Below are 25,602 nucleotides of genomic sequence, written 5' to 3' on the forward strand. Positions count from 1 at the left end.
CCCCATTGATTAAAGTTTCACTTTATTTGGCACTACTTCAATAACTAGATTATCAATCATAATATCTTTATAACCGTTAAAGTTAGCTTGTGAGCCTTTCACACCATTAGTATTAGCTGCTTTATTAGTGGAATAAATGCCAAACCAGCTTTGCCCGGATTTATCTCCTGTTAAAGTAAAGGAATATGTGCCAGCTCTTGCATTCTTATCACTACTCGCGGTCGATTTTAATTCCTCCTTCGTTAATACTCCTTTTTCTTCAAATGGAGCATTACCTGTCACCACTGAATACGTTCCATCACTACCTGCTTCATAATCAAAAGTAATTTTATAGGTTACTTCTGGTTTAAATGTGAAGTTTTGAGGGATCGTTTGGTACACAAGAGCATCACCTTCTGTTAATCCATTCGTTTTAAGTGACCATTTACCTGCGATAACATCATTTACTATTTTTTGGTTCCAACCTCTTTGTGTATATGGTGCATGTAATTCAGACAGGTGTGTTCTATTATCTTCTACGCCTTCAATATTACCAATTACAAACGGATAGATGCCTTGTACTACGTTTTCAAAGTCTTGTACGAATTTATGATCGCTTACTTGGTTTTCGGCATTACTTTCCACGATGCGAATATCATCAAAGTAACTTGCGCCATTTCCACTATCTCTAGATAAATCGATGGTTACATCTGATGTTTTATTGCCAGTTTCAAAAAACACATACATATTTTGAAAGTAACTTGTTCCATCCACAGTTGAAGTCATTTGACCATCAGCTTTTGCTTGCTCAGAGCCTAGTGTATTATGTGCGTATGCTCTTACATAGTTTTTAGCAATAGATTTACCAGTACTATTTGTGTACTCTTTGTCGTTAGAAGTAATTGTTAAGCTTGCTTGTGCTTCACTTCGGTTGTCTATACCCACATATGCAGCATACCTTGTATTAGGTTTTAGGTCTGTTAATTTTTGAGTTACATGTACTTTCTTTTTATTATTGGAGATTGTTAGCATATTATTATTACCTTCACTCTTCGTGATCTTAACAGCTTTTGAGTCTCCTTTAATTTTCCAATCTTTTAGGGAATTGCTATTAAATCCAGTATCTATAAGGTGCATTCCTTCACTCCATTTAACATCTTTATTGGACTTTGGCCCTTTATAAATTACATATGGAGTAGATTTTTTTGCATCTAATGTGATTTTTCCATTTTCAATTTTAACATTTTTCATTTTCTCTTTACCTAATTCTGTTAACTCATACACTTTAACGGTACCTTGCCAACCAGTAGGGACAGTCCACGTTGTTTTTCCACCGTTTGTGTTCCAGTGATATAATTTTTCATTCTCTGCTGATAATTTTTTACCATTTTGATCCCAAGACCATGGAAATAAATATTTTTCGTCACCAGGTTTACCTTCAAATATTCGTTTACCATTTAATGTCATAGTTCTTGTTCGATAGCCATCTTGATCATTTGCAAAATTATTTGATTTTCTTTCAATTGTAAGTGTATTTTCACTAGATTCATCCTTTAATACTGTCTTCATACCTGGTACCCAGTTGTAAGGTTGTTGCTTATCATCTTTCATTTCAACTGCTTTACCATTTTCCCACTGTGTGACTTTATAATGTTGAATGAATTTGGTTGGAATATTTACCGCAAATAAATTATCAATATACGCTTTGTAGTCACTCCTACCTTGCCAACCTTCAAAGTCTTTCATACTGTATCCACCTAATAATGGAGCATCTGCATCGCCTCCATACTTAGGATAGTTACCAATCCATGCATCTTTTTGATGGTTTTTAATGAAACGGGTGATTGTACTATTAATGCCTTTTAGCGTATACCCGCCATAAGTTAAATCGGCTGCCCAGTGTTGGAATGTAGAATCATACTCATTTGCATATCCCCACTCACTACCTAAGCGCCAACCTAAACTGTTTATTTCTTTACTTAATTGACGGCTCGGCCATGTGCTATTATCACCTGACTGTCCATTACCCCAAACATCTACATAAATAAAATCTAAATCATTTTTCTTACCACCAAGAGCATCATATAAATCTTTGAATCGTTGTGCTCTACCATTTCTTAAATCATAATCAGCGTTAATGTTTATTCCTTGGTCAATCCAGTTCCAACCATATTTATAAGTTCCATCTGGATTTTTTAATAAACGATCTTCTTGGAAATATTTTGACTCTGGATATGTTTCACTTGCATTCACATGAACACCAAAAGATGCCCCATATTCTTTCCCCTTTGTTAGCAATGCTTTCATGTCCTTTGCACCGCCAATTTGGGTTCCAATATCAGCATAATTTAAATGACCAGAATCATGTCCTTCACTACCATAACCTTTTAGTAGAATAGATTGTCCTAGTCCATCAGTATTTAAATAAAACTTTTTTACTCCGTCTAAAGCCATTAAGAAAGGATTTTGGGCTTGACTGCCAAAGTTCATATTAACACGGTAACCAACTAAGTCTGGAACCTTTTCTGCCCCTAGAGGTTCGTTCATAATTTTTCTATAAGCAATTGCTCCGTCTTGCCAGTTTATCTTTTTATCATCATTAGCGTCAGCAGTAATGATTACTTTCACGGACGGCATTTCATCAACCTTATTAACTGTTCCATCCTTTAGCTCTAGAGTGCCATCTTCTTTACGATGTCCTTCTGACTTTTGATACGTCCAGAAGGTACTACTTAGACCAAGTGTTTTTTTTCCTGTACTATTAGTCGTAGCAGTTGCCGTAATTCTTTGAGCATCGGTCTTTGCAGCATAAGAATCTGGAGCCAATTTTTTTGCTAAACTATTCTCTGTATTCGACCATATACTTGCACTTAATTCATCAGTAGAAAGAAAGGCATACATATATCCTTTTTGCTCTTCATCTTTCGTAATTAAACTTTCATCAACCTTTACCTGTCTATCACCATTAATACGTGTATTTGTTGACATCTGTACGCCATCTAGCACTGCGTTTTTTTGACTGTTATTTACAGAAATTAAATTATGATTTGGAATTTCGATAGTTTTTACGATTTTGTTGTCGACGATCTTTGTAATATTGAATTCTAATATATTCTCTTTAACAGCCAACTCAGCAGTAATAACCGCAGAGATATTGTTGGGAGTATCTATTACCGTCATCTCATATACAACTTTCTCGGAGGAAACTTTTGTTTTTACTTTTGGTTTTACTGCTACATCATTTATAAGGATTGTATTTAAGGTCTCAGTCTGTCCGTAAAAAGTCTTTCCTGCTCCATTTCCGGATTTTAAATCGTATTGAATGACTCTTGGAAAATTCACATCAACGAGAACATTCATTTGATTAGATGAAATAACCGCATTTGGGCTTTGAGAAATGATTTGATTTTCAGCTTGTTTAGTATCCGTGGTTCCTTCGGCTTGGATTAGGGAACCATTTGTAAAACAAGTAGAACCTACGACACAACTTGTTACAAGTGTTGCAATCTTCCTCTTGAATTTCCTTTTCGATTTTTTCATATGTACCCCCTCGTTTCCATTTTGGCAATTTTGATATGGATGGTTTTTCACAGGTATAGATTACTTTATGATCTTTTAAACTTAATATTTTGATAGAATGTGAAGCTTGTATAGTAGTTGAGAATCTATTAAAACCAGAAGTAGTTTCCAGTATCTATCTGTACCCATAGATTACTTTTTGTGAAATGCTTACACAAGTGAGATATTGCTATGTTTTTTAGAAATATTGTTTTTTGTAATGTTGAAAATAAGATAAATAACAAATAATCCTGGTTTATAAAGCTAGGGTTATTTTATTGCTAGTGTAATATTGTGGATGAAAGGTCTATCTCGGTGGAGGTAGGCCACATTGTGTTCATTGAATCGTCGGAAATCGTTCTTCAAAACATGTACTTTTTTATGTTTTTAGTGAGATGTTAAAAATGAAAAGCAAGATGTCTAAAAAATACGACAAGATGTTGATTGTAGAAGTGTTTTTACGTACGTATAATGTAACAAAATAGCTTGCTAAACGGGCGATTCTAGTATGCTAATAGCTTCTTCGGAGAAAGCAAAACGTATATTCGAATGGTGGTTATCCCATACGTCCGTTCATAAAATGATAAAAGGTATATAGAACTTGCATCGTAACAACCTAAAACGCTATGAGACTAGAGGAGGTAAATGATGATGATATATCAAGCTATCCAGCAGTTAATTGATCGTGCTATCAAAATTCAATTGATTGAACAAGAAGATGCAATATATACAAGGAATAAAATCCTTTCCTTACTTCGTTTAGATGACTTTGTAGTGGAAGCACCAGCTCCTGGGCCTGCAAAGAAAGCAATTTCGGAGTTGTTGGAAGAGTTAATAGAATATGCTTGTATGCATAAAGTCATTGAGGAAGTACTGGATGAGAAGGAGATTTTAGCAAGTGCAATTATGGATGTTTTTATGTCCAAACCGTCCGTTATCAATACTCTATTTTATGAAAAATACGAACAAAATCCGAAGGCTGCGACAGATTACTTCTATGAATTAAGTAAAAACAGCAACTATATCCAAATGAAGCAAATTGCCAAAAATATAAATTATAAAGTAAATACGGAATATGGTGCCATTGATATAACGATTAATTTATCAAAACCAGAAAAAGACCCTAAACAAATTGCTAAAGAAAGAGTATTGGAAAATACAAATTATCCAAAATGTTTACTCTGTATAGAGAATGAAGGATATAGGGGCAGAATTGGACATCCTGCACGCTCGAATCATCGTATGATTCGAATGAACATTACAGATGAAAGCTGGTTTCTACAGTATTCTCCGTATATTTACTTCAATGAACACTGTATTGTATTGTCCTCAGACCACCGGGAAATGAAGATTGATCGTCAAACATTTTTACGTTTATTAAAATTTGTAGAAAAATTCCCGCATTATTTCCTCGGTTCCAATGCAGATTTGCCAATTGTAGGAGGATCTATTCTAACACATGATCACTATCAAGGTGGAAACTATGAATTTGCTATGGCAAATGCATCGAACGACATAATTTTTGAACTAACTAACTTTCCAAAAATGCAATGTTCGATTATTAAATGGCCTATGTCAGTTATTCGCTTAAGAAGTAACGACATAGAACAAATAGTAAATGCAGGGGAGTACATATTAGAGAGTTGGAAGGGATATAGTGATCCTTCTGTTAATTTATTTGCATTTACGAATGATGTTCCGCATAATACGATTACTCCTATTGCTCGTTACCGGAATAATATGTACGAATTGGATCTAGTTTTACGGAACAATTATACAAGTGAGGAATATCCACTGGGTATTTTCCACCCTCATGCGGAAATACAACATATTAAAAAGGAAAATATCGGTCTGATTGAAGTAATGGGGCTAGCTGTACTTCCTGCTCGTTTAAAAACAGAACTTCAGGAAGTGGGGAAATTCTTACTTAATATTCCAAATAATATTCCAGCACCTCATATACAATGGGCAGAACAATTAAAAACCAAATATGAAAATAGGATGAATGAACAAAATATACAGGAGATTATGAGAGAAGAATTGGGACGGAAATTTATTCAGGCGCTTGAAGATGCTGGTGTTTTTAAACGAGATGAAGAAGGGATATCAGCGTTCAAACGTTTTATTCAAACTTTAATTTAGGAAGGGGTTTGGTAGTTATAGTGAAGAACAAAAGCCTCAATGAATAAAGCTTCACAGTATTAAAAAAATAGAAAAAACTAAACAACATCTCATATTCCTATGAGATGTTGTTTTAGTATGGTTCTGTTGCATGTATTATGACATCTAATAAACCGGGGAATCTAGCATTTAAGTCATCTTCACGAATTGAAATGAAACGTTGTGTGCCTTCAAGGCGTGTATACATAACACCAGATTCACGTAAAACTTTGAAATGGTGAGATAAAGTTGATTTCGCAATTGGAATATTTAACGCACCACAAGATTGTTCATTTTTCTCTAGTAGCATAGTTACAATTTGTAAACGAATTTGATCACTAAGTGCATATAAAATAGAAGAAAATTGAATTTCTTCTCGATTTGGATGATAGAGAGTACGCATTTTTTCACCTGCTCGTGTAAGTAATATATTTGCACTATAACATATAAAGTGGTATATTTCTATTGTTCGAATATATTCGAACAATAGAAATATAGGGGGAGAAAAAAATGAAGTATACAAAATTGCAAAAGGCAGGACTAAATATTTCAAAGTTGGGGTTAGGAACAAACGCTGTAGGGGGACATAATTTATATGCTGATGTGAATGAGGAAGAAGGAAAACGATTAATAGAAGAAGCTATGGGGCAAGGGATTACCTTTATTGATACAGCAGATTCATACGGTTTCGGCAGATCAGAAGAATTGGTAGGGGAAGTATTGAAGGGAAAACGCCACGAAGCTGTACTTGCTACCAAAGGTGGAATACAACCGTTATTAAATGGAGAGGTTTATATGAATAATGAACCGAGCTATTTAAGAAAAGCTGTAGAAAATAGCTTAAGAAGATTACAAACTGATTATATTGATTTATATTATTTACATTTTACAAACCCAGAAACAAGTTACATAGATTCAATTGGAGAACTTACTCGCCTAAAAGAAGAAGGGAAAATTCGTTCAATTGGAATATCTAACGTAAACGTAGAGCAATTAAAAGAAGCAAATCAGTATGGGCACATAGATGTTGTACAATCACCGTATAATATGTTAGATCGTACTGCTGGGCAAGAACTTTTGCCATATTGTATAGAATCAGGTATTTCATTTATTCCTTACGGGCCTCTTGCTTTTGGGATACTAGGTGGTAAATATACAGAAGATTTCAAATTGAATAAAGGAGATTGGCGTCAAAGTGTAAATCTATTTGAAGAGAATACATATAAGAGCAACTTTAAGAAAGTTGAAAAGTTAAAAGACATAGCTAAAGAAAAGGATCTCGAATTATCGCATGTAGCTTTAGCGTGGTTATTAAACCAAAAAGGAATTGATACTGTTATTCCTGGTGGGAAACGAGCGGAGCAAATAAGAGAAAGTGTAAGAGCGGTGGAAGTTTCATTGAATGAAAATGTCATGAAAGAGATTGAATCTATTTTAGAAGATTAGTTGAAAGGAGGGATAATTCCCTCTTTTTATATAAAAGGAGAAGATTTAAATGAAAAGAGTACTAGCTGTATTCTTTACAATCATGTTTATGATCGGTACAGATACTTTCTTAATTTCACCACTTTTACCCACATTACAACAGGTGTATCATATTTCAACTGAGTTGTCAGGGTGGATGGTGAGTTCATATGCTTTGGGATATGCTGCATTTGCACTTATCGCTGGTCCTATATCAGATAGTTTAAACAGAAAAAAAGTGATGGTAATAGGGATGAGTTTTTTTGCGTTAAGTACGTTTTTATGTGGAATTGCACCGAGTTTTCTATGGATGTTAATATTGAGATTTTTAGCAGGTGTAAGTGCAGCCTTTGTATCTCCACAAGTGTGGGCATCTATTCCGCTCCTTATAGAGAAGGAACAAATTGTAAAGGCAATTGGGATTGCAACAGCAGGATTGTCACTCTCTCAAATTTTAGGACTGCCAGTTGGATCATATTTAGCAATGATACACTATACAACACCATTCTTCATCATTGGTATATTATCAGCACTACTTGTTATTCTTATTTATGCAGTATTACCAGAAATGCAACCGGGTTATATAAATGGAAATAAAACAAATATCTTAAGGCGTTATAAACAATTACTTTCAGATTCTAAGGTTTCACTTTCTTTTTTTGCATATTTTGTTTTTCAAACTGGTAATTTTGCTGCATTTTCATTCTTCGGTGTGTGGCTGTCTATTCAATTTGGCTTGCAAATTCATGAAATAGGAACAGCTATGCTCGTATTAGGATTAGGAAATTTAACTGGTAATATTTTTGGACCTAGAATCGTAAATAAAATTGGTTATAACCTTTCATTCTATGGTGGAATTATATTTACAGCAGTTCTATATGCATTACTTCCTCATGTAAACAACATTATAATTGTGGAGTTATTATTTTTTGTTTTGTTTTTTGTGACAGGAATTTTGTTTGTATTAATGATGAGGCACTTACAAAACATATCTATCGTAGCAAGAGGAACAGGAGCGGCTCTAGCTAATGCTTCTATGTATATTGGTCAAATGATTGGAGCGGCAATGGCAGGAATGTTATTTGCAGCATCTCACAATTTTATATTTGTAGGTAGTTTTACTGCAATATTATATATTATAGCTGTATTTCTGTTTAGAAAAAGTGAAAAGCTTACTGAAAATAGTGAAACAGGAATTGCGTCATAAAGTCCTTACAAATAAAAAAAGCCCAAAAATAAAAATCCCTATAGAGATAGGGATTCATATATCGGCATATAGCTCCTTGGAAAAGGATATACTGAGTATAACATATAGGACTACTTATAATTGTGAAATAGTTGTGAAAGTAATGTGAAAAATAACATAATAAAAAGCACTGTTTTAGCTAATGAACTAAAACAGTGCTTTTCTCTTTGATTGAACAGTTGCTGCATTTTCATCATGTATGCCTGCATCTTTAATAATTCGTTGTTTAGCTTTATTTAATAGATGGTTTACTGCTTCTCCAAAATAGTTAGCTTCGCTTTTTGTGCGGGCTTCTCGTAAACATTTATAGTTTTCTAGCAGTTCCTCTTTTTCAGTGTCTGTTAAGAAATCTTCTATTTTCTTTTTTGTCATACGAAACACCCTTTCTTCTGACAAACGACGCAATAGAAAATATTTATTGTTTATTATAGCAATAATTTTCAAAAAAAGTATAGACTAACGTCGCAATAATTTGTCAATTTCTTGAATCTTCTCATCAGCTTTCCCGATTTGCGTATTTTTAGCCTGTTCGCCACCAAGAGCTTGATGTAGTAAAAAAGTCTGACCGGAAATAGCAGTCACAATGGATACTTTAATAATTTCTTTTATTAAGGTGACATCAAATAAAACGAGTCCAAGAAGTGCAGCTAGACTACCAGTGAAAATATCAGTCAAAAACCCAAAGTGAAAAAAAGTCTTCAAACGGCGTGGAAGCAATAACTTACCTTGGTTATTGATTAGATGGGAAACGAAACCGGTAATGCCACCAACGAGTATAGCGGTTAGCCATTGATACATTTCCATCGAATCCACTCCTTTTAGTGAATAAGATTCGATTATTTTATATTGATTCCTTTTAATATTTCATAGAAGCATATTGAGAAAGTTTGTTTGGGGGTATTACGTATTCAATTTAATTATAACAGAAAAATCTGATATATTTCAGTCTATTATATGAAGCTGTTATTCCTTAATATGAATACAGAAAAGGGTGCGTGATATGAATATAGATTACCGAATAAGAAGTGTGGCTGGTTATACAAAAAATATAGGGGAATTAGTAAGCATGCTGGAGCATACAAGGGCTGTAACATTCCTTGAAATAAGAGATCTATCGGTTGAGCAATTAGATTTAATGATACCGAGTGGAGGGAATTCCATTGGAGCGTTACTAAAGCATATAGCAGCTATTGAAAAAGCACATCAGCTTATTTCATTTCAAGAGCGTGACTTTACAAAGGAAGAATTAGAAATATGGAAAGACGCACTCTATTTAGGAGAATCGAGGAAAACGATTCGTGGTCATGAAATAAAGTATTATGTACAGCTTCTACAAAGTGTTCGAGAAGAATCACTGAAGTATTTGAGTGAACAAGGTGATGAATGGCTTATGTCAGAAAGAAAGTGGCCTAACGGTGTAGCTCATAACCAGTACTATTTGTGGTTTCACGTGCTAGAAGATGAGATTAGTCACCGTGGGCAAATTAGAATGATGAAAAATAAAATGTTTGAAAATTACGTTAAATAAGGTAGCTTTTTAAATGAATATTCCATATAATGAGAGTAATTAAAATGAGAACGGGGTGATGTATTATGGCGAAAATAACTTATATGAATAATAAACCAAATACAAAGGTGGATGGAAAGGGCGAGACTATATAAGGGAGCGCACGATCCTTCCGCTTAGCTTAAACTAGGGAGGATATCAATTTGAATCAAAATATTTTAGAATCGTTCGGCTGGGATTCTTTTTTTGAGGAACAAGCTGTTGAGAACTTTGAAGTAGGACGAATTTTACTTGAGCATAAGCATATATATCGAATTATTTGTAATGATGGTGAATATATGGCAGAGCTGTCTGGAAAGTTTCGACATGAAGCAGTAACGAAGGGAGATTATCCAGCAGTTGGTGATTGGGTGTATATAAAGAAAATAGAGAATGAAAAGAAAGCAATTATTCATCGTATTTTTCCAAGAAGAAGCTCTTTTTCTAGACAAGAGGCTGGTACTCGAACGGAAGAACAAGTAATAGCAGCAAATGTAGATTATCTATTTTTAGTGAATGCACTTAATCATGATTTTAATGTAAGAAGAATGGAACGTTATTTACTATTAGCGTATGAAAGCGGTGCAATGCCTGTAATTGTTTTAACAAAGAGTAGCTTATGTGAGGACATAGAGCAGAAAATTGTTGAAACGGAAGCTGTGGCAATTGGTGTTCCAATCTTCGTCGTTGATAGTGTAGAGCATACCGGTATTGAATCGTTGCAGCAATTCGTTACTTCAGGAAAAACAATTGCTTTAGTCGGGTCATCAGGGGTTGGGAAATCTACTTTGTTAAATGCACTTATAGGAATTGAAGTAGCAAAAACGGGAGATATTCGTGAGGAAGATAGTAAAGGAAGGCATACGACAACTCATCGTGAATTGTTCCGATTACCGAGTGGTAGTTTAGTTATTGATACTCCGGGTATGAGGGAGCTGCAGCTTTGGGAAGGAAGCGATGCGATTCAAACAACATTTTCTGATATTGAAGAACTAGCAAATACATGCCGTTTTAGGGACTGTAAGCATGAAAATGAGCCAGGGTGTGCAGTGCATAAGGCAATTGATAACGGAATGATTACGATAAATCGATTGCAAAGCTATAAAAAATTACAAAGAGAACTAGCCTATTTTATGAGAAAACAAGATGCTGTTCTTGCAAGAGCAGAGCGTGATAAGTGGAAAAAGATTTCTAAACAGCATAAAAAAATGTAAAAAACCAAAGGTATATTCCTTTGGTTTTTTACATTTGTAAATTTTATAATAATGTTATTCAAATATATAGACAAATAGAATTTATTTGTTTAAACTTTACAAAGTATTCATCATAATAGGTTATGAAAATAATAATTAGGGAATGGGAAATATTTATAATTCACAATATTTATCTTATAAAATTGAAAAGCAGGAGGTTTGTAATGGGTAGACTATTAAATTGGTTTCGTGATATGAAAGTAGCAAAAAAACTACTAATTTCATTTTTCGTCATTCTAATTGCGGCGGTCTCTATTATCGGAGGCATGTCTTATCAAACAGCTAAAAAGAATTTTGAATCACAAATTACGAGTAGTGCTCACGACAATATAAAAATATTAGATAATTTAATCAATCAAATGATTGAGGCAAAATTTAATGATATAAATAATTTTGCGCGAGTGATTCAAGGGAATATGTATCAAGGGGAAAATCAAGATGAATTAAGGAAGATGTTATCTCAATATATTAATTTAAATAAAGATGTTGAACAAGTATACGTTGCTGGAAATGATAAGAAATTTGTGCAAGAACCAAATATACAAATGGCAGCGGACTATGATCCAACAGAACGTTCTTGGTATAAAGATGCAGTGGCAAAACAAGGTGGTATTGTAATTACTGAGCCGTATAAGGCAAAAGGAAATGGACATATTGTCGTAACGATTGCAAAACAAGCAGAAGATAAAAACGGTGTTGTAGCGATAGATTTAAGTTTAGATAATTTATTAAAAACAACGAAGTTAATTAATATTGGTAAAAAGGGATATGCTTTCATTTTAGATGGGAAACAAAAAATAATTGCACATCCTCAAGAGAAGTCAGGAGAAAAAGCATCTGATTCTTGGGCGAAGAAAATTTATGAAGATAATCATGGTGCTTTTTCATATATGTATGACGGTAGCGAAAAACAAATGGTATTTGCTACAAATGTAAAAACAGGTTGGAAAATCAGTGGGACGATGTACTCAAATGAAGTAATTGAAGCTGCGCAGCCTGTATTTTATAATATGTTAATTGTTATGTTCATTTCATTAGTTATAGGCGGGGCACTTATTTATTTTGTGACACTTTCTATAACGAAGCCATTAAAAAGATTAGTTGTCACTTCTAAAGAAATAAGTGAGGGAGATCTAACGCAAACCATCGAAATTCATTCTAATGATGAAATTGGTCAACTTGCAAAAGGATTTAATGAGATGACTGATGCATTGCGAACATTAATCGGAAGAATTAATACTTCGGCTGGACATGTTGCAGCAGCATCAGAAGAGCTAACGGCAAGTGTAAGACAAGCGAGTGAAGCGACTGAGCAAATTACAATGGCAATGGATGAAATATCGAGCGGGGCAACAACACAAACAACAAGTGTAGAAAATGGTGCAATGTTACTATTTAATGTAACAGAAGGAATTCAACATGTAGCAAATAGTTCATCATCAATTAGTACGGCTTCTGCGCATACTCGTGAAAAAGCAGAAGATGGTGGAAAACTAGTAGGAAAAACAGTAAATCAAATGCAGTCTATTGCAGAATCTGTTTCACAGTCAGATGAAGTTATACAGTTATTAAATAATAAATCAAAACAAATTGGTGACATACTGGAAGTCATTCAAAATATTGCAGATCAAACAAATCTTCTAGCTTTGAATGCGGCAATTGAAGCTGCAAGAGCAGGAGAGCACGGAAGAGGATTTGCAATCGTTGCAGATGAAGTACGTAAATTGGCGGAGAAGTCTAGCGTATCTTCTAGTGAAATTAGTAAATTAATAAGTGAAATACAAGATGACATGAGTAAGACGGTAAAATCAATGGGGCATGTAAATGAAGAAGTTCAATCTGGACTTGTAATTGCGAATGAAACGAAGCAAAACTTTACTGAGATTTTACAATCTACAAACGAAATTGCCGATCAAATTAAAACGATGGTTGAAACGGCTAACGGGATGTCAAAAGGTGCAAATGAAGTGTCTATTTCGGTAGGACAAATTGCAATGACAGCGCAGAATAATGCGACGAGTACTCAAAACGTTGCAGCATCAGCGGAAGAACAATTAGCTTCGATGGAGGAAATTGGTTCTGCAGCTGGTACGCTTTCTCAAATGGCTGAAGAGTTACAAGTATTAATTGAAAGATTTAAAGTTTAATAGAGAACAGACTACTCCAAGATAGCAGTATGCTATTGGAGTAGTCTGTTTTTTTGTAAAATTAAATAGAAATACACAATACTTTTATGAGGTTTAAATATATATTTTGTATAATATTTGTCGAAAAATAAAGGTATTTGTTAACTTTGTGTATAATTATAATCATATAGAATACAAATAAAAGGAGATTCGTATGGGAGTGTATTGGGGGACAAAAAGACATTCTTGGCTTAGTTATGTCTCATTTTGGTTAAGTATTTCATTTTTTATTGTTTTTCTAATTGAAGTGTTTATTTTAAAAACACTTTCGAATAGTTCGGTACAAATTGTTAAATATTTTTATTTTATATTTGTACCAATAAACATCTTCCTTAGTTTAAAGTTACTTTTGAAGAAGAATGAAAAGAAAGCATTACCTATTTTTAGTTTCATTGTATCATTATTATTTACTATTTTAATACTAGTATTAGCGTTAGCAGCTACTGGGAAATTCTTTTAAGGAGAGTGATATAAGTCACTCTTCTTTTTTTATTGCATGGAAATAATAAATTGGAGGGTGGACAAAGAAAGTATTTACTTAAGTTTGATATGATTTGAAAGCTTTAGAAGGGGATTAAGAAATGCATTAAGAGACAATCCAGAAAGTAATGCAGAGAATCAGGTGTTTTATATACAGTTATGAAGCAAATGAATACGGTAAGAACGGCGATATATGGTACAATACATATGGATAGTGATAGAGATAAAGAGTATATAAAATACTCATCGTTTTTTAGTAAGAGAGGGGTTATCTTATGCTATACGAGGATTTGATGACATTATTTCAAGCAGCTCCGAAAGAAGAAGGTAGAGGCGCTTGGAAATATATAATCCAGGAACGAAATGATAAATATGAAATTGTTAATGAAATGTTGAAAAATCAAATGAGTGTTGAATTGTATTTTAATGAATATGATGAGGTGAAAATCACTTTATATAAAGATGGAATGCCTATTTCGACGATGCAAAGAATTGCGATTTCAAAAGTTGAATTAGACGAAGAGGAAGAAGGGATTCAATTCGTTTTAGAACGTATGCCTAGTCGAATGATTCGGTTGCAATTAAAGCCATATTTGGCAATCGAAATGGGGCCGTACTGGGAAGTATGTGATGATTGTGAGTAAATATATATATAAAGCATCCAATAACATGGATGCTTTTTATGTTTTTTGAAGTTGTTTAAAAGCAATAATCGGAAGTAAAATGATGCTAACCCACCCGATTACTGGATATAGAATATGGAGTAATTCACTGTAACCAACGTAACTAAAGCAATAACTTATTAGTAAAATGAAGAAAATAATATTGTTATTTTTCCAGCCAGTGATGGATTGCATTTGTTTTGTCATTCCGAACACATTGCCAACTAAAGTTGTGAATACTTCACCGAAAATGATAAGAACAAAGAAAAAGTGAAAAGTGGCATTGAATTTTCTTATGACTTCAGCCATTGGAATGTTATATTGATAAAATTGGTCGACTGATAAGATAGCTAAATGGCTACATAATAATATTAAAGAAAGTCCTGCCCCACCTAAAATACCGCCCCATAAAATGGCCTTTCGATCTTTTACTTCGCTGGCTAACGGGACGAGGACGCTTTGGGCGAGAGAAAGATTTAAGGCGACATATGTAATAGGACTAGTTATCCACTTCATATTCCAGCTTTCTGCAGGAATAGTGTTACTAATAGGAGTTGTACCGTGAAAAAACGTTGTAATAGCAAGTCCGATAATGAAAATCATCATAATAGGTACGACAAGTGTATTAACTTCAAAAACCCCTTGTAATCCGCGACTACCTATAATGAGACAGGCGATTACTGTAATGAAAATACCGAGTTGTCTTGGTAAACGAAGTTGCTCTTCAAATACCGCTCCAGCTCCTGATAACATAACGCTCGTTACACCAAATAATACGAGCAATAATAATGTGTTTACGACATTTCCAAATACATCCCCAAATAAATATTTGTTAAATTCTTGCGCTGAAAATGCACCGATTTGTGAGGAGAGTAACATCATTTTTGTACCGAGCCAAATAAAAAAAAATCCACTTATACATATACCAATTGTTCCATAAAAGCCATTCACTGTAAAAAATTCAACAATTTCTCGTCCAGTAGCAAATCCAGCTCCAACGACTGTTCCAATATAAGTAGCAGCGACTTTCTTTGCTACTTGCCATTGTTGATTGTCCATGTTATCCCTCTTTCTACTACGATGAGCTTGATTTACTATTATGCATATGTATGAGCTTGGACAATTAGACGTATGAAGTGTTTGAAAACATACATGAATTAATACATATTAGGGAAATATTAAAGGTGTTAAAACTTTGTTACATATAAGCTAATCGTTCGAAAGGATAGGAAATGTATGGTAACATGTAACTAGGTTATGAAAAGATAATCATTACAAAATGATAAGAGGAGTGGATTGTATGAGTACGAAAACAAATGTTGTTGAAGTATTAAACAAGCAGGTAGCAAACTGGAATGTGTTATATGTGAAACTACATAATTATCACTGGTATGTGACAGGACCACACTTCTTTACATTACATGAGAAATTTGAAGAGTTTTACAATGAAGCTGGAACGTATATTGATGAATTAGCAGAACGTATTTTAGCATTGGAAGGTAAGCCGTTAGCGACAATGAAAGAATATCTTGCAACATCTAGTGTGAATGAAGGGACAAGCAAGGAATCTGCAGAAGAAATGGTGCAAACATTAGTAAATGATTACTCAGCACTTATTCAAGAACTAAAAGAAGGCATGGAAGTTGCTGGTGAAGCTGGAGATGAAACATCAGCGGACATGTTGTTAGCAATTCATACAACATTAGAACAACATGTATGGATGCTAAGTGCGTTCTTAAAATAAAGTGAAACTTTAATCAGTGGGGGCTTACTGCCCATTAAAGCGGGATAAATATAAGAATATAAAGAAAAAAGTCATTGAAAAATTCTTTCAATGACTTTTTTGTGATTTTTCAGTTTTCTTTTATGCTATAATATAGTAAAAAGGAGGCGATGCGATGTTTCGCTTTTTCAAAACTGGAAAAGAAGAGCGTGAAATTACGAAAGATGAATTGGAACAAGCGATGGCTAAGTTTCTAGAAAAGAATGCTAATATCGTTTATACAGTATTAGTAAATGATGATTATACAGTGAATTATGATTTGTTAAAGCCGTATTTACCTGCATTTCCAACAAACCATTTTCTTATTACGAAGGAAACGCTTGAGGTATTTGAACATACAGAAGAAAACTTAAACCTAGTGAAAGAAATTGATATTGTACAAAAGGCAGTAGATCAGTATGTAACAGAAAAAGAAATGTTTCCAATTGTAGAAGGTAGTGAAGATCGCCTCATATGCGGAATGAAACTAGGACCTTACTTAGATCGTATATTAAAAAGAGACTTATATATTTCAGAAAAACATTATTTAGTTTCAAGTAAACCAGATAGAAAAAAACAAAAGAGTGGGTAGATGTATTGAGAACAACAATAAATATATTGTTGTCTTTTTTTTGGTTGTAAAAATATTTATTTTTCAGTCTATTAAACTTTATACTAAATTTATTGGGTAAAGAGGAGTAATAATTGAGTATCATTTTAAGAATAAAGTTATTGTTAGCTTGAGTTATATAACGATTACAGAATGATATAAAGGTTTGAGACATAAATATTATAACAGGTTACGGGGGAGTAGATGTATGAAAAATGGTATGACTTACATTCAATTATTAAATGAAACGTTACATTGCTATGCAAGTAAAGGAAGTTTAGAAGCGTACACTTATATAATGGAGCATGCTAAAGGTATAGTAGGGAATGAGGCTCAAATATATAATTTTAAATATGCATTAGCGAGTGCAGCAGGACTTGAAGAAGAAGCGTTGCATTTAATGAAGGAAGCTATTATAGAAAAGGGTTTTTGGTATGGAAATGAGTATTTAATTTCGGACGACGATTTAAAACCACTACATAAATTTGAAGAGTTTCATCAAATGGTTCAATTATGTAAAGAAAGAGAAGAGTTAGCAAAGAAAACAGAACGAGCAGATGTGAAATATATAGAAAGTAAGAAAAAAGAAAAACTATTTATTGCAATGCACGGTGATCAAGAAAATATAGGAATAATAGAACCATATTGGAAATCTGTTTTGGCACAAAATTATACGTTAGCTTTACCACAGTCTTCGAAAATCCAGTTTTCAGATGGGTTTGTATGGGATGATTTACATAGAGGGAAAGAAGAATTAAAAGAGCATTACGATAAGCTTATAGAGAACCGTACAGTAGAACATGTAATAATTGGCGGTTTTTCTGCTGGAGCAAGAGTAGCTCTATATACAATTTTACAAAAAAATATAGCTGTGGATGGGTTTATTTTTATGGCACCGTGGCTTCCAGAGGTTGAAGAATGGAATGAGTTGCTGGGAGTACTACAGGATAAACATATAAAGGGATATATAGTCTGCGGTGATCAAGATGAAGATTGTTTCGAATGCACACAGCAATTTGTACAATTATTAAGAGATAAGAATATAGAACATAAGTATAAAATTATACCTAACTTAAATCATGATTATCCTATTCACTTTGAAGAGGTATTGAAAGAAGCTATTGAATATATAGGGAATGAAAACAATAAGTAGTAAGAAAAGGAGATGCATCATATGTGATGTATCTCCTTTTTAAAATTATAAATTAAAAGCATTTGCCAATAAGCGATAAGAATTCAATTTATCTTCAAATCGATGAGTAATAGTGACAATCATAAATTCTTCAGTATTGTACGCTTTGCTTAAGTTTATGATTTTTTCTTTTACAGAAGACGGATCGCCTACTATCATACGTTGACGATTTTCTTTTATACGGAATAAATCATACGTGCTATATGAATAATTTTGAGCAGTTTCGATAGAAGGAGTACCAGTTGTACGCTTTCCTTGTTCTAGTAATAAGATTGATAAATCTAAACTAGAAGCAATTTTTTCCGCCTCTTCATTTGTTTCTCCGCAAATAACAAAAATAGCTACGATTGATTTTGGTTTATCTCCTAAATAGGAAGGTTGGAATTGTTTTTTATAGGCCTCCATTACCTCGGGTCCACCGTATCCGTTTATGAACTGTGCGAATGCAAAGGAAGCACCTTGTTGTGCGGCAATCTTTGCACTCTCTCCGCTAGAGCCAAGCAACCACATGTCAGGAGATGTGGGAATTACAGGAGTAGCCTTTAAATTTGCATAATGATGGTTTTCTGGTACTTGATCATGTAAGTACATTGCAACATCTGCAATTTGCTCTGGATATTGATCAAGTGAGACCATTTTTCCTTCTTGAAGTGCGCGAGTTGCAATGGGCATACCACCAGGTGCTCTGCCGACACCAAGGTCAATACGATTTGGATAAAGCGCTTCTAAAACACGGAAATTCTCAGCAACTTTATACGGGCTATAGTGAGGTAACATAACACCACCCGAACCAACTCTCATACGCTCTGTTTTTGCTGCAATATGAGAAATAAGTATTTCTGGACTTGAACCAGCAAGGCTTACAGAATTGTGATGCTCTGATACCCAAAAGCGTGTATATCCGAGTTTTTCAACTTCTTGCGCAAGCGTAACTGTATGTGAAAAAGCGTGGGCTGCCGTACTACCATCTGAAATAGGGGATTGGTCTAATACACTTAATTTGATCATAGAATATACCTCTCAATCTTAATGTACATCCTATTATATATTTACTTACGAAAAATGCGTAATGAAATGCTCAAAATAAAAAGTGGATAAATTATATATCCACTTTTAATGTGAAAATCCTCGTTCATAATGATTCATTTCGACTACATTTAAAATATATTCGTAGTTATCAATCTCAAGTTTTATTTGTTCACGCTCTTTTTTAGATAGATGCATATTACTAAGTTTGTTGCATAGCTGTTGTTTCTTTTCTTCTAAATACTTTTTTGTAGCATTGTAGTCGTAAGTTGGTTTCATTTTTAACCACTCCTTATTTGCTGTTGCTATATTATACGAAGCGTGAAGAGATGTGAGAGCGATCTCTTATGTATTTTCAGTGAATATTCAACTTGCTCTGTTGTTATGTTTATGGAAATTTATGAATAAAATGCACTAAACGACTAATGCCCATTTGATGAAGTAAGGGGTGGAATTGTGCAGAAAGATATAATGTATAACACGGAGATGGATGAAACGTTAAAAATTATAAATAAAGGATTAAAGAAGACGACGAGTCCAAAGCAAATTATTGTAGTAGGGGCTGGCATGGCTGGATTAGTTTCGGCATCTTTATTAAAAGCTGCGGGACATGAAGTGAAGATTTTTGAGGCAAACAACCGGGTAGGTGGCCGCATAGAGACAGTTAGAATGGAAGATACCGGTTTATATTTGGATGTAGGGGCGATGAGAATTCCGTATTCGCATACATTAACGATGGCATATATAAGAAAATTTGGGCTACAGGTAAGCCCTTTTATTAATAGGAATGAGACTGATATTATTTACGTAAACGGCCGAAAAACGACATTAAAACAATATGAAAAAGAGCCAAGTATATTAAAGTATCCTGTGGAAATGAATGAAGTTGGGAAAACGTCTGAGGAGCTATTATTGTTAGCGGTACAGCCTATTATAAATTTTATTAAAAAGAACCCAGAGAAAAATTGGGATGTTGTAGTAAATGATTTTGGCAGATACTCTACAGGACAATTTTTAAAGTATCACCCTTATCAATATAATACTTACTTTTCACCAGTAACAATTGAGATGATTGGCGTTTTGTTGGATTTAGAAGGTTTTTTAGAAAGGTCATTCGTTGAGACATTACGTTTTTTATACATTATGCAAGAGGAGAGCGGATTTTGTGAAATAATAGGCGGTAATGATAGATTGCCAAAATCTTTTTTACCACAATTAGAGGAAGATATTATATATAATCAAAAATTAATGAAGCTACATCAGCATGATAATGGTGTGACAGCTTTCTATCGAAACGAAGAAACGTTTGAATATAGTAGTATTACAGGGGACTTAGTTATTGTTACCATTCCGTTTTCGACAATGCGGTTTGTAGAAGTAGATCCATTTGATTCTATATCTCATGAGAAATGGAAAGCAATTCGTGAATTGCATTATATGCCAGCGACAAAAATAGGAATTCAATTTAAAAGTCGATTTTGGGAAGAACAAGGACAGTTAGGTGGCAGAATTATAACAGATTTGCCAATTCGTTACGCCTATTATCCAAGCTATGGAATTGGAGAGAAGGGACCAACTATGATGCTAGGAAGCTATACATGGTCTTATGATGCGTTGTTATGGGATGGCTTATCAAAGGGTGACCGTATTTATTACACATTACAAAACTTAGCAACGATATTAGGTGGCCAAGTATATGATGAATTCTTATCTGGTATATCAAAAAGTTGGACGTTGGATCCATATGCACTTGGAGGGTTTGCTCTATTTCAGGCCGGTCAAGAATCAGAGTTGCAACCAGCGATTGTCAAACCAGAGGGAAGAATATTCTTTGCTGGAGACCATACAACGTTATATCACGGATGGATACAAGGGGCAATTGAATCTGGCGTTCGTGTTGCGGTAGATGTAAATGAATTAAATGTATAAAATTCAGAAATTTCTTTACTGTATAGTTTGAGATGGATATTATTATATATAAAAGAATTATAGGGAGTGTTTACAGTGAATCCATTATTATTCGATTTTCCTTCTGAATTTTATACTGAAAGGCTATTGATTCGAATGCCGAAACCAGGTGATGGTAAAGCTGTATACGATGCCATTCAAGCTTCTATGAAAGAATTAAAACCATGGATGGTTTTTGCACAAAAAGAGCAAACAGAGGAAGAAGTAGAAGTGAGCATTAGAAAATCACATATTCAATTTTTACAGCGTGAGGACTTAAGATTACTAGTTTTTTCGAAAGAAACAGGTGAATTTATTGCATCGGCTGGATTACATCGCGTTAATTGGAATATACCACAATTTGAAATCGGATATTGGATTGATTCAAGGTTTAGTGGAAAGGGCTATATGGTCGAGGCTGCGAAAGGCATAACAGATTATGCTTTTTCTGAACTGAAAGCAAACCGCGTAGAAATTCGTTGTGATTCTTTAAATAAGAAAAGTAGAGCGATCCCTGAGAAATTAGGTTTTAAATTAGAGGGTGTTTTAGAAAGTGCGAGTGTTGCAGTAGATGGAAATGGATTAAGGGATATGTGTGTATTTGCGATGACTAGAAATACATATGAAAAAGAAGAGCTGTAGAGAAACGGCTCTTCTTTTTGTGTATTATGGTACAGGATGTCCGTTAGAGCTTTCGAAAATTGTAAACCATTGTTGACGGTCTAAGTTAACTTTTGTAGCAAGAGCGGCTGTTTTAACACGATCTAATTTACCAGATCCGATGATTGGCAACATTTTAGCTGGATGTGCAAGTAACCAAGCATACATAACCGTATCGATACTAGAAACACCTAGCTCAGTAGCAACTTTTTGCACAGTTTCACGTACACGTACAGCACGTTCTGATTGAGCAGTAAAGATTTCTCCGCCAGCAAGAGGTGACCAAATCATTGGATTGATTCGTTTTTCCTGACATAAATCAATTGTTCCCTTTTCAAAATGCTCAAGCTGCAGAGCTGATACTTCAATTTGGTTCGTAATAAGCGGGAAATCTAAGTATGAACTTAACATATTGAATTGGGAAGGTAAAAAGTTAGATACACCGAAATGCCGAACTTTTCCTTCTTGTCTTAAGCGTGAGAACGCTTCTGCCACTTCATTTGGATCCATGAAAGGATCAGGACGATGGATAAGTAATACGTCAATATAATCTGTATGTAAATTTTTAAGTGAAGCTTCTGCACTTTGAATAATATGTTTTGCACTAGTGTTGTAGTGAGCAACATAACGCTCTGGAAATTTCGGTGATGGGGGAGCGATTCCACATTTTGTGATGATTTGCATATTTTCACGTAAGGAAGGCTTTAGTTGTAATGCCTCTCCGAACAGTCCTTCACACGTATAACCGCCATAAATATCAGCATGATCAAAAGTAGTAATTCCCATATCCATACAATCTTCAATGAAAGAAAGTAATTCTTGTTTCGTCATATTCCATTCTGCTAAACGCCAAAAACCTTGAATCATACGAGAAAATTCGAGTGCTTCGGCCATTTGAACTCGTTCCATTATAGTACCCCCTTGATGAATGATTATTTTTTGAAAAGGCTTTCTTACTACATATTATTATATAGTTAGAGGGGCGTACAAACAATAAATATGTTTTGCTACAAAAACGATTATTTCTATATGATATAATGTAAAAACATATAGCTAGAAGGAGAGGTACAAAATGATTCCAGTAACAATATTAACTGGTTTTCTTGGTTCAGGGAAAACGACATTATTAAATCGTATTTTATCAGAGAATCACGGTCAGAAATTGGCGGTGATCGTAAATGAAATCGGGCAAATTGGTATTGATAATCAGTTGATTATGAATGTTGAAGAAGAAATTATGGAAATGACAAACGGCTGTTTATGCTGTACTGTACGTGAGGATTTACTCGTTGCGTTAAAACAATTACTGGACGTAAAAGCAGAAGGGAAAATGGACTTTGATGGATTAGTAATTGAAACGACGGGTCTTGCAAATCCAGGTCCTATTATTCAAACATTCTTTTTAGATCCTGTTATTCAATCTGCATACCAAATTAATGGTGTTGTAACAGTAGTAGATAGTTATCATATACATAAACATTTTGAAAAAGGGCTAGAAGCAAAAGAACAAATTGCATTTGCTGATGTTGTATTAGTGAATAAGTTAGATTTAATTGAAGAGAGTGAAAAAGAAAATCTCTTACATGAATTGCAAGGAATAAACCCGACTGCAAAGTTAATTCAGTCGACTAATTGTGATGTGGATATTCCATCGTTACTACAAATTCAAACGTTTAAAACGAAAGATACGTTACAAATTTATCCTCATACAGAGCATAATCATTTAGAAGGTGTAAAATCGTTTGTACTACGCGAAGAGCGTCCGTTAGATTTACAAAAACTAAATGAGTGGATGTCAGCTGTCGTTCAAGAACTAGGAGAATATTTATATCGCTACAAAGGAATTTTATCGATTGATGGAGTGGATAAACGTATCGTTTTCCAAGGCGTACATACGTTATTTGCTGCTTCGTATGATAGAGAGTGGCAAGAGGGCGAAGATCGAGTAAGTGAAGTTGTTTTCATCGGAAAAGATATTAATAAAGAATGGTTCCAAGCACATTTCGAGGAGTGTGTGAAATAAGTCTGCGTTTATTGCAGGCTTATTTTTTGGACTTAACTAAGTGTTTTGTAGAAAAATACTAGATTGCCAAAAACGAAGGACTAAAAAAACCTGTTTTCACAGGTTTGTATGTTCATCTAAAAGTAACTCCATTACAACACCTACAACAGGACCTTCATCATCAATATCGCCATTTAAACGGAAGCCAAATGACTCATATAATCCCATTGCAAGTTTGTTGTCTGGATGTAAACTTAAATAAATTGTTTTACATTCAAATTTATTTTGTAAGAATTGAATAAGCAAGCGAAGGAAACGTTTTGCGTATCCTTTTCCTTGATATTGTTGGTCAATCATAAAGCGGTCTAACCATACGCTTTTACGTTTTTTACAATACCATCCATACATTGCATATCCTACAAGTGTTTCTCCATCATATAAACCTACTGACGTTCCGTTTCCCTCATATAATGATTCTGCTAAAGAAAACGCATTGCTTTCAATAAATTGCTGCTGGTCTTTTGCGACGTTTAAAGCAGCTACCGAACGCCAATTTTTTTCTGTTACTTCACAAATGTGAAGAGTCATAATTCCAACTCACCTTCTAAATTAATATAGCTTAAAAGCTAATATGGATAATTTTACTTGTTATTTTGGTCAAGTCAAGCAGAAACACATAAACATTATGCTAATAAGAGCATCTCCATTGGTGAACTCAATATTTTTATTCACTGCACATTGCACTCGTTGAAGGGGCACTTGGTTTTGTATTGTCTGCTGTATGTAATATCCTACAGGAGAAATTCTGGATTGTGTTTTTAGGAACATATTGATCCTTATATTTATCAATTTGGATAGCTAGTTAAAATAAAGATGCTGGTTTAGGATTTGCTATTGTTACAAAATAGGTAAGGATTATAAAAGCAGAACCCTTATACGGTTCTGCTTTTATTTGGTGTAATTAATTGTCTATATCTAGTGTAAATCCCCATATAGGTTTTTTTTCTTCAATTAACTCAACATCTGTCCTATTTACTTCCATATGAAATTCCCCACGACCTGGTACAGACATATTTAGTTTGTGTCCTAACTGTGGATTATTTGTAGCAATAACTACTTTTAATTCGCTTGCAGTTAGTACTCCGAAATTATGTCCTTTATATTTTGCGTATGTTGTAATTTCATAAGCGGTATCCAAGTCTTCTTTTTTTATTTTTTTAAAGAAAATATTTTCATCCCAATCATCTTGAATAAAACCATTTAATAGTTCAGCTGGATCATTCGATATAATTTCTAGATCATCTTTCTTTCCAGCTAACATGTATTCTTGTCCATTATATAATCCATATTTTCCATCTCTAATCATTGAGTCACCTAATCTACTGTTTTTCGGTTGCCGGTATTAAACGGCAGAACCTTTGTGCTTATAAGGTTCTGCTGTTATCTATTGTAATTAATTCTCTTTATTTAGTGTAAATCCCCAGATAGGTTCTACTTTTTCAATTAACTCAACATCTTCTAGTCTTACATCTTTTACGAATTCCCCACGACCAGGTGAAGACATTCCTAATTCTTTTCCTACTTTGGGATCAATCGTATATATTGAAACAGTTCCCTTGTCTTTATTTTCTCCAATAATTCGAAACATAATTTCTTTATGCTTGGCAAAAGGTGTAATGTCATACGCTGTTTCTAACTCGGATTTTTCAACTTCTTTTATAAATAAATTGGGATTTCGTTCGTAGGGTGTAAAACCGTTTTGTAAGTCCTTTTGATTTGTAGAAGTTAATATAAACCGATTACCGATTTTGGATATACTATATTCTGTCCCTTTATAAACTGCATACTCATCTCGTCTAATCATTTCCA

Annotated in this window: 25 protein-coding genes and 1 pseudogene; 15 read left to right on the forward strand and 11 right to left on the reverse strand. The window is 34.0% G+C overall.

Features of this window, described 5'->3' with window-relative positions; all coding sequences use genetic code 11:
- Positions 1-9 precede the first annotated feature (9 nt).
- A complete protein-coding gene (locus tag PDQ40_RS02900; protein ID WP_270691222.1) occupies positions 10-3,519 on the reverse strand; it encodes an endo-alpha-N-acetylgalactosaminidase family protein in 3,510 nt (1,169 codons plus the stop codon).
- 669 nt (positions 3,520-4,188) lie between these two features.
- Between PDQ40_RS02900 and galT the strand changes: the two genes are divergently transcribed.
- Positions 4,189-5,679, forward strand: a complete 1,491-nt coding sequence (galT, locus tag PDQ40_RS02905) for a UDP-glucose--hexose-1-phosphate uridylyltransferase (RefSeq protein WP_002170270.1) — start codon at positions 4,189-4,191, stop codon at positions 5,677-5,679.
- A gap of 112 nt (positions 5,680-5,791) precedes the next feature.
- On the opposite strand, the gene PDQ40_RS02910 is transcribed toward galT, so the two are convergent.
- Positions 5,792-6,100, reverse strand: a complete 309-nt coding sequence (locus PDQ40_RS02910; protein WP_001259894.1) for an ArsR/SmtB family transcription factor — start codon at positions 6,098-6,100, stop codon at positions 5,792-5,794.
- Positions 6,101-6,207: 107 nt separating this feature from the next.
- On the opposite strand from PDQ40_RS02910, the gene PDQ40_RS02915 reads away from it, so the two are divergent.
- Positions 6,208-7,143: an aldo/keto reductase gene (locus tag PDQ40_RS02915; RefSeq protein WP_214328821.1), complete on the forward strand. Its 936-nt coding sequence runs from the start codon at positions 6,208-6,210 to the stop codon at positions 7,141-7,143.
- A 49-nt stretch (positions 7,144-7,192) separates the two neighbouring features.
- Positions 7,193-8,368 carry an MFS transporter gene (locus PDQ40_RS02920; RefSeq protein ID WP_061184813.1) on the forward strand — a complete coding sequence of 392 codons (1,176 nt, stop codon included), beginning with the start codon at positions 7,193-7,195 and terminating at the stop codon, positions 8,366-8,368.
- A 186-nt stretch (positions 8,369-8,554) separates the two neighbouring features.
- Here the strand turns inward: PDQ40_RS02920 and PDQ40_RS02925 are convergent, their stop codons facing one another.
- Together PDQ40_RS02925 and PDQ40_RS02930 are read right to left on the reverse strand one after the other, a co-directional pair.
- Positions 8,555-8,779, reverse strand: a complete 225-nt coding sequence (locus PDQ40_RS02925; protein ID WP_000162601.1) for a hypothetical protein — start codon at positions 8,777-8,779, stop codon at positions 8,555-8,557.
- An 84-nt stretch (positions 8,780-8,863) separates the two neighbouring features.
- Positions 8,864-9,211, reverse strand: coding sequence for a DUF4257 domain-containing protein (locus PDQ40_RS02930; protein ID WP_000426313.1), 348 nt, complete (start codon positions 9,209-9,211; stop codon positions 8,864-8,866).
- Positions 9,212-9,407: 196 nt separating this feature from the next.
- Between PDQ40_RS02930 and PDQ40_RS02935 the strand changes: the two genes are divergently transcribed.
- The 6 genes and pseudogenes from PDQ40_RS02935 to PDQ40_RS02955 all read left to right on the forward strand — a co-directional run bounded on the left by PDQ40_RS02935 (position 9,408) and on the right by PDQ40_RS02955 (position 14,516).
- Entirely contained in the window at positions 9,408-9,935 is a 528-nt protein-coding gene (locus PDQ40_RS02935; RefSeq protein ID WP_001018091.1) for a DinB family protein, read from the forward strand.
- Positions 9,936-10,117: 182 nt separating this feature from the next.
- Positions 10,118-11,167: a ribosome small subunit-dependent GTPase A gene (gene rsgA / locus PDQ40_RS02940; protein ID WP_001073059.1), complete on the forward strand. Its 1,050-nt coding sequence runs from the start codon at positions 10,118-10,120 to the stop codon at positions 11,165-11,167.
- A 398-nt stretch (positions 11,168-11,565) separates the two neighbouring features.
- A pseudogene (locus PDQ40_RS28170) lies at positions 11,566-12,411 on the forward strand (HAMP domain-containing protein); the annotation flags it as partial.
- A gap of 123 nt (positions 12,412-12,534) precedes the next feature.
- On the forward strand, positions 12,535-13,353 hold the full coding sequence (locus PDQ40_RS28175; protein ID WP_406566173.1) for a methyl-accepting chemotaxis protein: 819 nt from the start codon (positions 12,535-12,537) through the stop codon (positions 13,351-13,353).
- A gap of 193 nt (positions 13,354-13,546) precedes the next feature.
- Positions 13,547-13,852: a hypothetical protein gene (locus PDQ40_RS02950; RefSeq protein WP_000539568.1), complete on the forward strand. Its 306-nt coding sequence runs from the start codon at positions 13,547-13,549 to the stop codon at positions 13,850-13,852.
- 295 nt (positions 13,853-14,147) lie between these two features.
- The gene (locus tag PDQ40_RS02955; protein WP_000965077.1) at positions 14,148-14,516 is read left to right on the forward strand and encodes a DUF3979 family protein; all 369 of its coding nucleotides are present in this window, start codon (positions 14,148-14,150) and stop codon (positions 14,514-14,516) included.
- A gap of 36 nt (positions 14,517-14,552) precedes the next feature.
- Here the strand turns inward: PDQ40_RS02955 and PDQ40_RS02960 are convergent, their stop codons facing one another.
- Complete coding sequence (locus tag PDQ40_RS02960) at positions 14,553-15,593, reverse strand: YkvI family membrane protein (RefSeq protein ID WP_001990330.1); 1,041 nt, start codon at positions 15,591-15,593, stop codon at positions 14,553-14,555.
- A gap of 241 nt (positions 15,594-15,834) precedes the next feature.
- Between PDQ40_RS02960 and PDQ40_RS02965 the strand changes: the two genes are divergently transcribed.
- From PDQ40_RS02965 to PDQ40_RS02975, 3 genes are all read left to right on the forward strand, one after another.
- The gene (locus PDQ40_RS02965; RefSeq protein WP_000105198.1) at positions 15,835-16,278 is read left to right on the forward strand and encodes a Dps family protein; all 444 of its coding nucleotides are present in this window, start codon (positions 15,835-15,837) and stop codon (positions 16,276-16,278) included.
- A gap of 154 nt (positions 16,279-16,432) precedes the next feature.
- On the forward strand, positions 16,433-16,888 hold the full coding sequence (locus tag PDQ40_RS02970) for a DUF3939 domain-containing protein (RefSeq protein ID WP_000488187.1): 456 nt from the start codon (positions 16,433-16,435) through the stop codon (positions 16,886-16,888).
- Between the two features lie 226 nt (positions 16,889-17,114).
- Entirely contained in the window at positions 17,115-18,059 is a 945-nt protein-coding gene (locus tag PDQ40_RS02975) for an alpha/beta hydrolase (RefSeq protein ID WP_046197609.1), read from the forward strand.
- 45 nt (positions 18,060-18,104) lie between these two features.
- On the opposite strand, the gene PDQ40_RS02980 is transcribed toward PDQ40_RS02975, so the two are convergent.
- Together PDQ40_RS02980 and PDQ40_RS02985 are read right to left on the reverse strand one after the other, a co-directional pair.
- Positions 18,105-19,106 (reverse strand): LLM class flavin-dependent oxidoreductase, encoded by a 1,002-nt coding sequence (locus PDQ40_RS02980; protein ID WP_074533098.1) that lies wholly within the window; start codon positions 19,104-19,106, stop codon positions 18,105-18,107.
- Positions 19,107-19,211: 105 nt separating this feature from the next.
- Entirely contained in the window at positions 19,212-19,403 is a 192-nt protein-coding gene (locus tag PDQ40_RS02985) for a DUF3896 domain-containing protein (RefSeq protein ID WP_000805515.1), read from the reverse strand.
- Positions 19,404-19,580: 177 nt separating this feature from the next.
- On the opposite strand from PDQ40_RS02985, the gene PDQ40_RS02990 reads away from it, so the two are divergent.
- Positions 19,581-21,053: a flavin monoamine oxidase family protein gene (locus PDQ40_RS02990; RefSeq protein ID WP_214328820.1), complete on the forward strand. Its 1,473-nt coding sequence runs from the start codon at positions 19,581-19,583 to the stop codon at positions 21,051-21,053.
- A gap of 75 nt (positions 21,054-21,128) precedes the next feature.
- Positions 21,129-21,713 (forward strand): GNAT family N-acetyltransferase, encoded by a 585-nt coding sequence (locus PDQ40_RS02995; RefSeq protein WP_042874925.1) that lies wholly within the window; start codon positions 21,129-21,131, stop codon positions 21,711-21,713.
- Positions 21,714-21,737: 24 nt separating this feature from the next.
- Here the strand turns inward: PDQ40_RS02995 and PDQ40_RS03000 are convergent, their stop codons facing one another.
- Positions 21,738-22,640, reverse strand: coding sequence for an aldo/keto reductase (locus PDQ40_RS03000; RefSeq protein WP_214328818.1), 903 nt, complete (start codon positions 22,638-22,640; stop codon positions 21,738-21,740).
- A gap of 163 nt (positions 22,641-22,803) precedes the next feature.
- On the opposite strand from PDQ40_RS03000, the gene PDQ40_RS03005 reads away from it, so the two are divergent.
- On the forward strand, positions 22,804-23,754 hold the full coding sequence (locus PDQ40_RS03005) for a CobW family GTP-binding protein (protein ID WP_000613439.1): 951 nt from the start codon (positions 22,804-22,806) through the stop codon (positions 23,752-23,754).
- Between the two features lie 96 nt (positions 23,755-23,850).
- Here PDQ40_RS03005 and PDQ40_RS03010 read toward each other — a convergent pair whose 3' ends face one another.
- The 3 genes from PDQ40_RS03010 to PDQ40_RS03020 form a co-directional block, all read right to left on the reverse strand.
- Positions 23,851-24,321 (reverse strand): GNAT family N-acetyltransferase, encoded by a 471-nt coding sequence (locus PDQ40_RS03010; protein WP_000172427.1) that lies wholly within the window; start codon positions 24,319-24,321, stop codon positions 23,851-23,853.
- A gap of 373 nt (positions 24,322-24,694) precedes the next feature.
- A complete protein-coding gene (locus tag PDQ40_RS03015) occupies positions 24,695-25,099 on the reverse strand; it encodes a hypothetical protein (protein WP_214328817.1) in 405 nt (134 codons plus the stop codon).
- An 87-nt stretch (positions 25,100-25,186) separates the two neighbouring features.
- Entirely contained in the window at positions 25,187-25,597 is a 411-nt protein-coding gene (locus tag PDQ40_RS03020; RefSeq protein WP_000621152.1) for a hypothetical protein, read from the reverse strand.
- Positions 25,598-25,602: the final 5 nt, after the last annotated feature.

Source organism: Bacillus cereus group sp. Bc061, assembly GCF_027715825.1.
Lineage (GTDB): Bacteria > Bacillota > Bacilli > Bacillales > Bacillaceae_G > Bacillus_A > Bacillus_A paranthracis.

What these genes read in the sequence shown, in the direction of transcription:
- PDQ40_RS02900 (WP_270691222.1), bottom strand. Translation starts at nt 3,519, where the DNA reads ATGAAAAAATCGAAAAGGAAATTCAAGAGGAAGATTGCAACACTTGTA.
- galT (WP_002170270.1), top strand. Translation starts at nt 4,189, where the DNA reads ATGATATATCAAGCTATCCAGCAGTTAATTGATCGTGCTATCAAAATT.
- PDQ40_RS02910 (WP_001259894.1), bottom strand. Translation starts at nt 6,100, where the DNA reads ATGCGTACTCTCTATCATCCAAATCGAGAAGAAATTCAATTTTCTTCT.
- PDQ40_RS02915 (WP_214328821.1), top strand. Translation starts at nt 6,208, where the DNA reads ATGAAGTATACAAAATTGCAAAAGGCAGGACTAAATATTTCAAAGTTG.
- PDQ40_RS02920 (WP_061184813.1), top strand. Translation starts at nt 7,193, where the DNA reads ATGAAAAGAGTACTAGCTGTATTCTTTACAATCATGTTTATGATCGGT.
- PDQ40_RS02925 (WP_000162601.1), bottom strand. Translation starts at nt 8,779, where the DNA reads ATGACAAAAAAGAAAATAGAAGATTTCTTAACAGACACTGAAAAAGAG.
- PDQ40_RS02930 (WP_000426313.1), bottom strand. Translation starts at nt 9,211, where the DNA reads ATGGAAATGTATCAATGGCTAACCGCTATACTCGTTGGTGGCATTACC.
- PDQ40_RS02935 (WP_001018091.1), top strand. Translation starts at nt 9,408, where the DNA reads ATGAATATAGATTACCGAATAAGAAGTGTGGCTGGTTATACAAAAAAT.
- PDQ40_RS28175 (WP_406566173.1), top strand. Translation starts at nt 12,535, where the DNA reads ATGGATGAAATATCGAGCGGGGCAACAACACAAACAACAAGTGTAGAA.
- PDQ40_RS02950 (WP_000539568.1), top strand. Translation starts at nt 13,547, where the DNA reads ATGGGAGTGTATTGGGGGACAAAAAGACATTCTTGGCTTAGTTATGTC.
- PDQ40_RS02955 (WP_000965077.1), top strand. Translation starts at nt 14,148, where the DNA reads ATGCTATACGAGGATTTGATGACATTATTTCAAGCAGCTCCGAAAGAA.
- PDQ40_RS02960 (WP_001990330.1), bottom strand. Translation starts at nt 15,593, where the DNA reads ATGGACAATCAACAATGGCAAGTAGCAAAGAAAGTCGCTGCTACTTAT.
- PDQ40_RS02965 (WP_000105198.1), top strand. Translation starts at nt 15,835, where the DNA reads ATGAGTACGAAAACAAATGTTGTTGAAGTATTAAACAAGCAGGTAGCA.
- PDQ40_RS02970 (WP_000488187.1), top strand. Translation starts at nt 16,433, where the DNA reads ATGTTTCGCTTTTTCAAAACTGGAAAAGAAGAGCGTGAAATTACGAAA.
- PDQ40_RS02975 (WP_046197609.1), top strand. Translation starts at nt 17,115, where the DNA reads ATGAAAAATGGTATGACTTACATTCAATTATTAAATGAAACGTTACAT.
- PDQ40_RS02980 (WP_074533098.1), bottom strand. Translation starts at nt 19,106, where the DNA reads ATGATCAAATTAAGTGTATTAGACCAATCCCCTATTTCAGATGGTAGT.
- PDQ40_RS02985 (WP_000805515.1), bottom strand. Translation starts at nt 19,403, where the DNA reads ATGAAACCAACTTACGACTACAATGCTACAAAAAAGTATTTAGAAGAA.
- PDQ40_RS03000 (WP_214328818.1), bottom strand. Translation starts at nt 22,640, where the DNA reads ATGGAACGAGTTCAAATGGCCGAAGCACTCGAATTTTCTCGTATGATT.
- PDQ40_RS03005 (WP_000613439.1), top strand. Translation starts at nt 22,804, where the DNA reads ATGATTCCAGTAACAATATTAACTGGTTTTCTTGGTTCAGGGAAAACG.
- PDQ40_RS03010 (WP_000172427.1), bottom strand. Translation starts at nt 24,321, where the DNA reads ATGACTCTTCACATTTGTGAAGTAACAGAAAAAAATTGGCGTTCGGTA.
- PDQ40_RS03015 (WP_214328817.1), bottom strand. Translation starts at nt 25,099, where the DNA reads ATGATTAGAGATGGAAAATATGGATTATATAATGGACAAGAATACATG.
- PDQ40_RS03020 (WP_000621152.1), bottom strand. Translation starts at nt 25,597, where the DNA reads ATGATTAGACGAGATGAGTATGCAGTTTATAAAGGGACAGAATATAGT.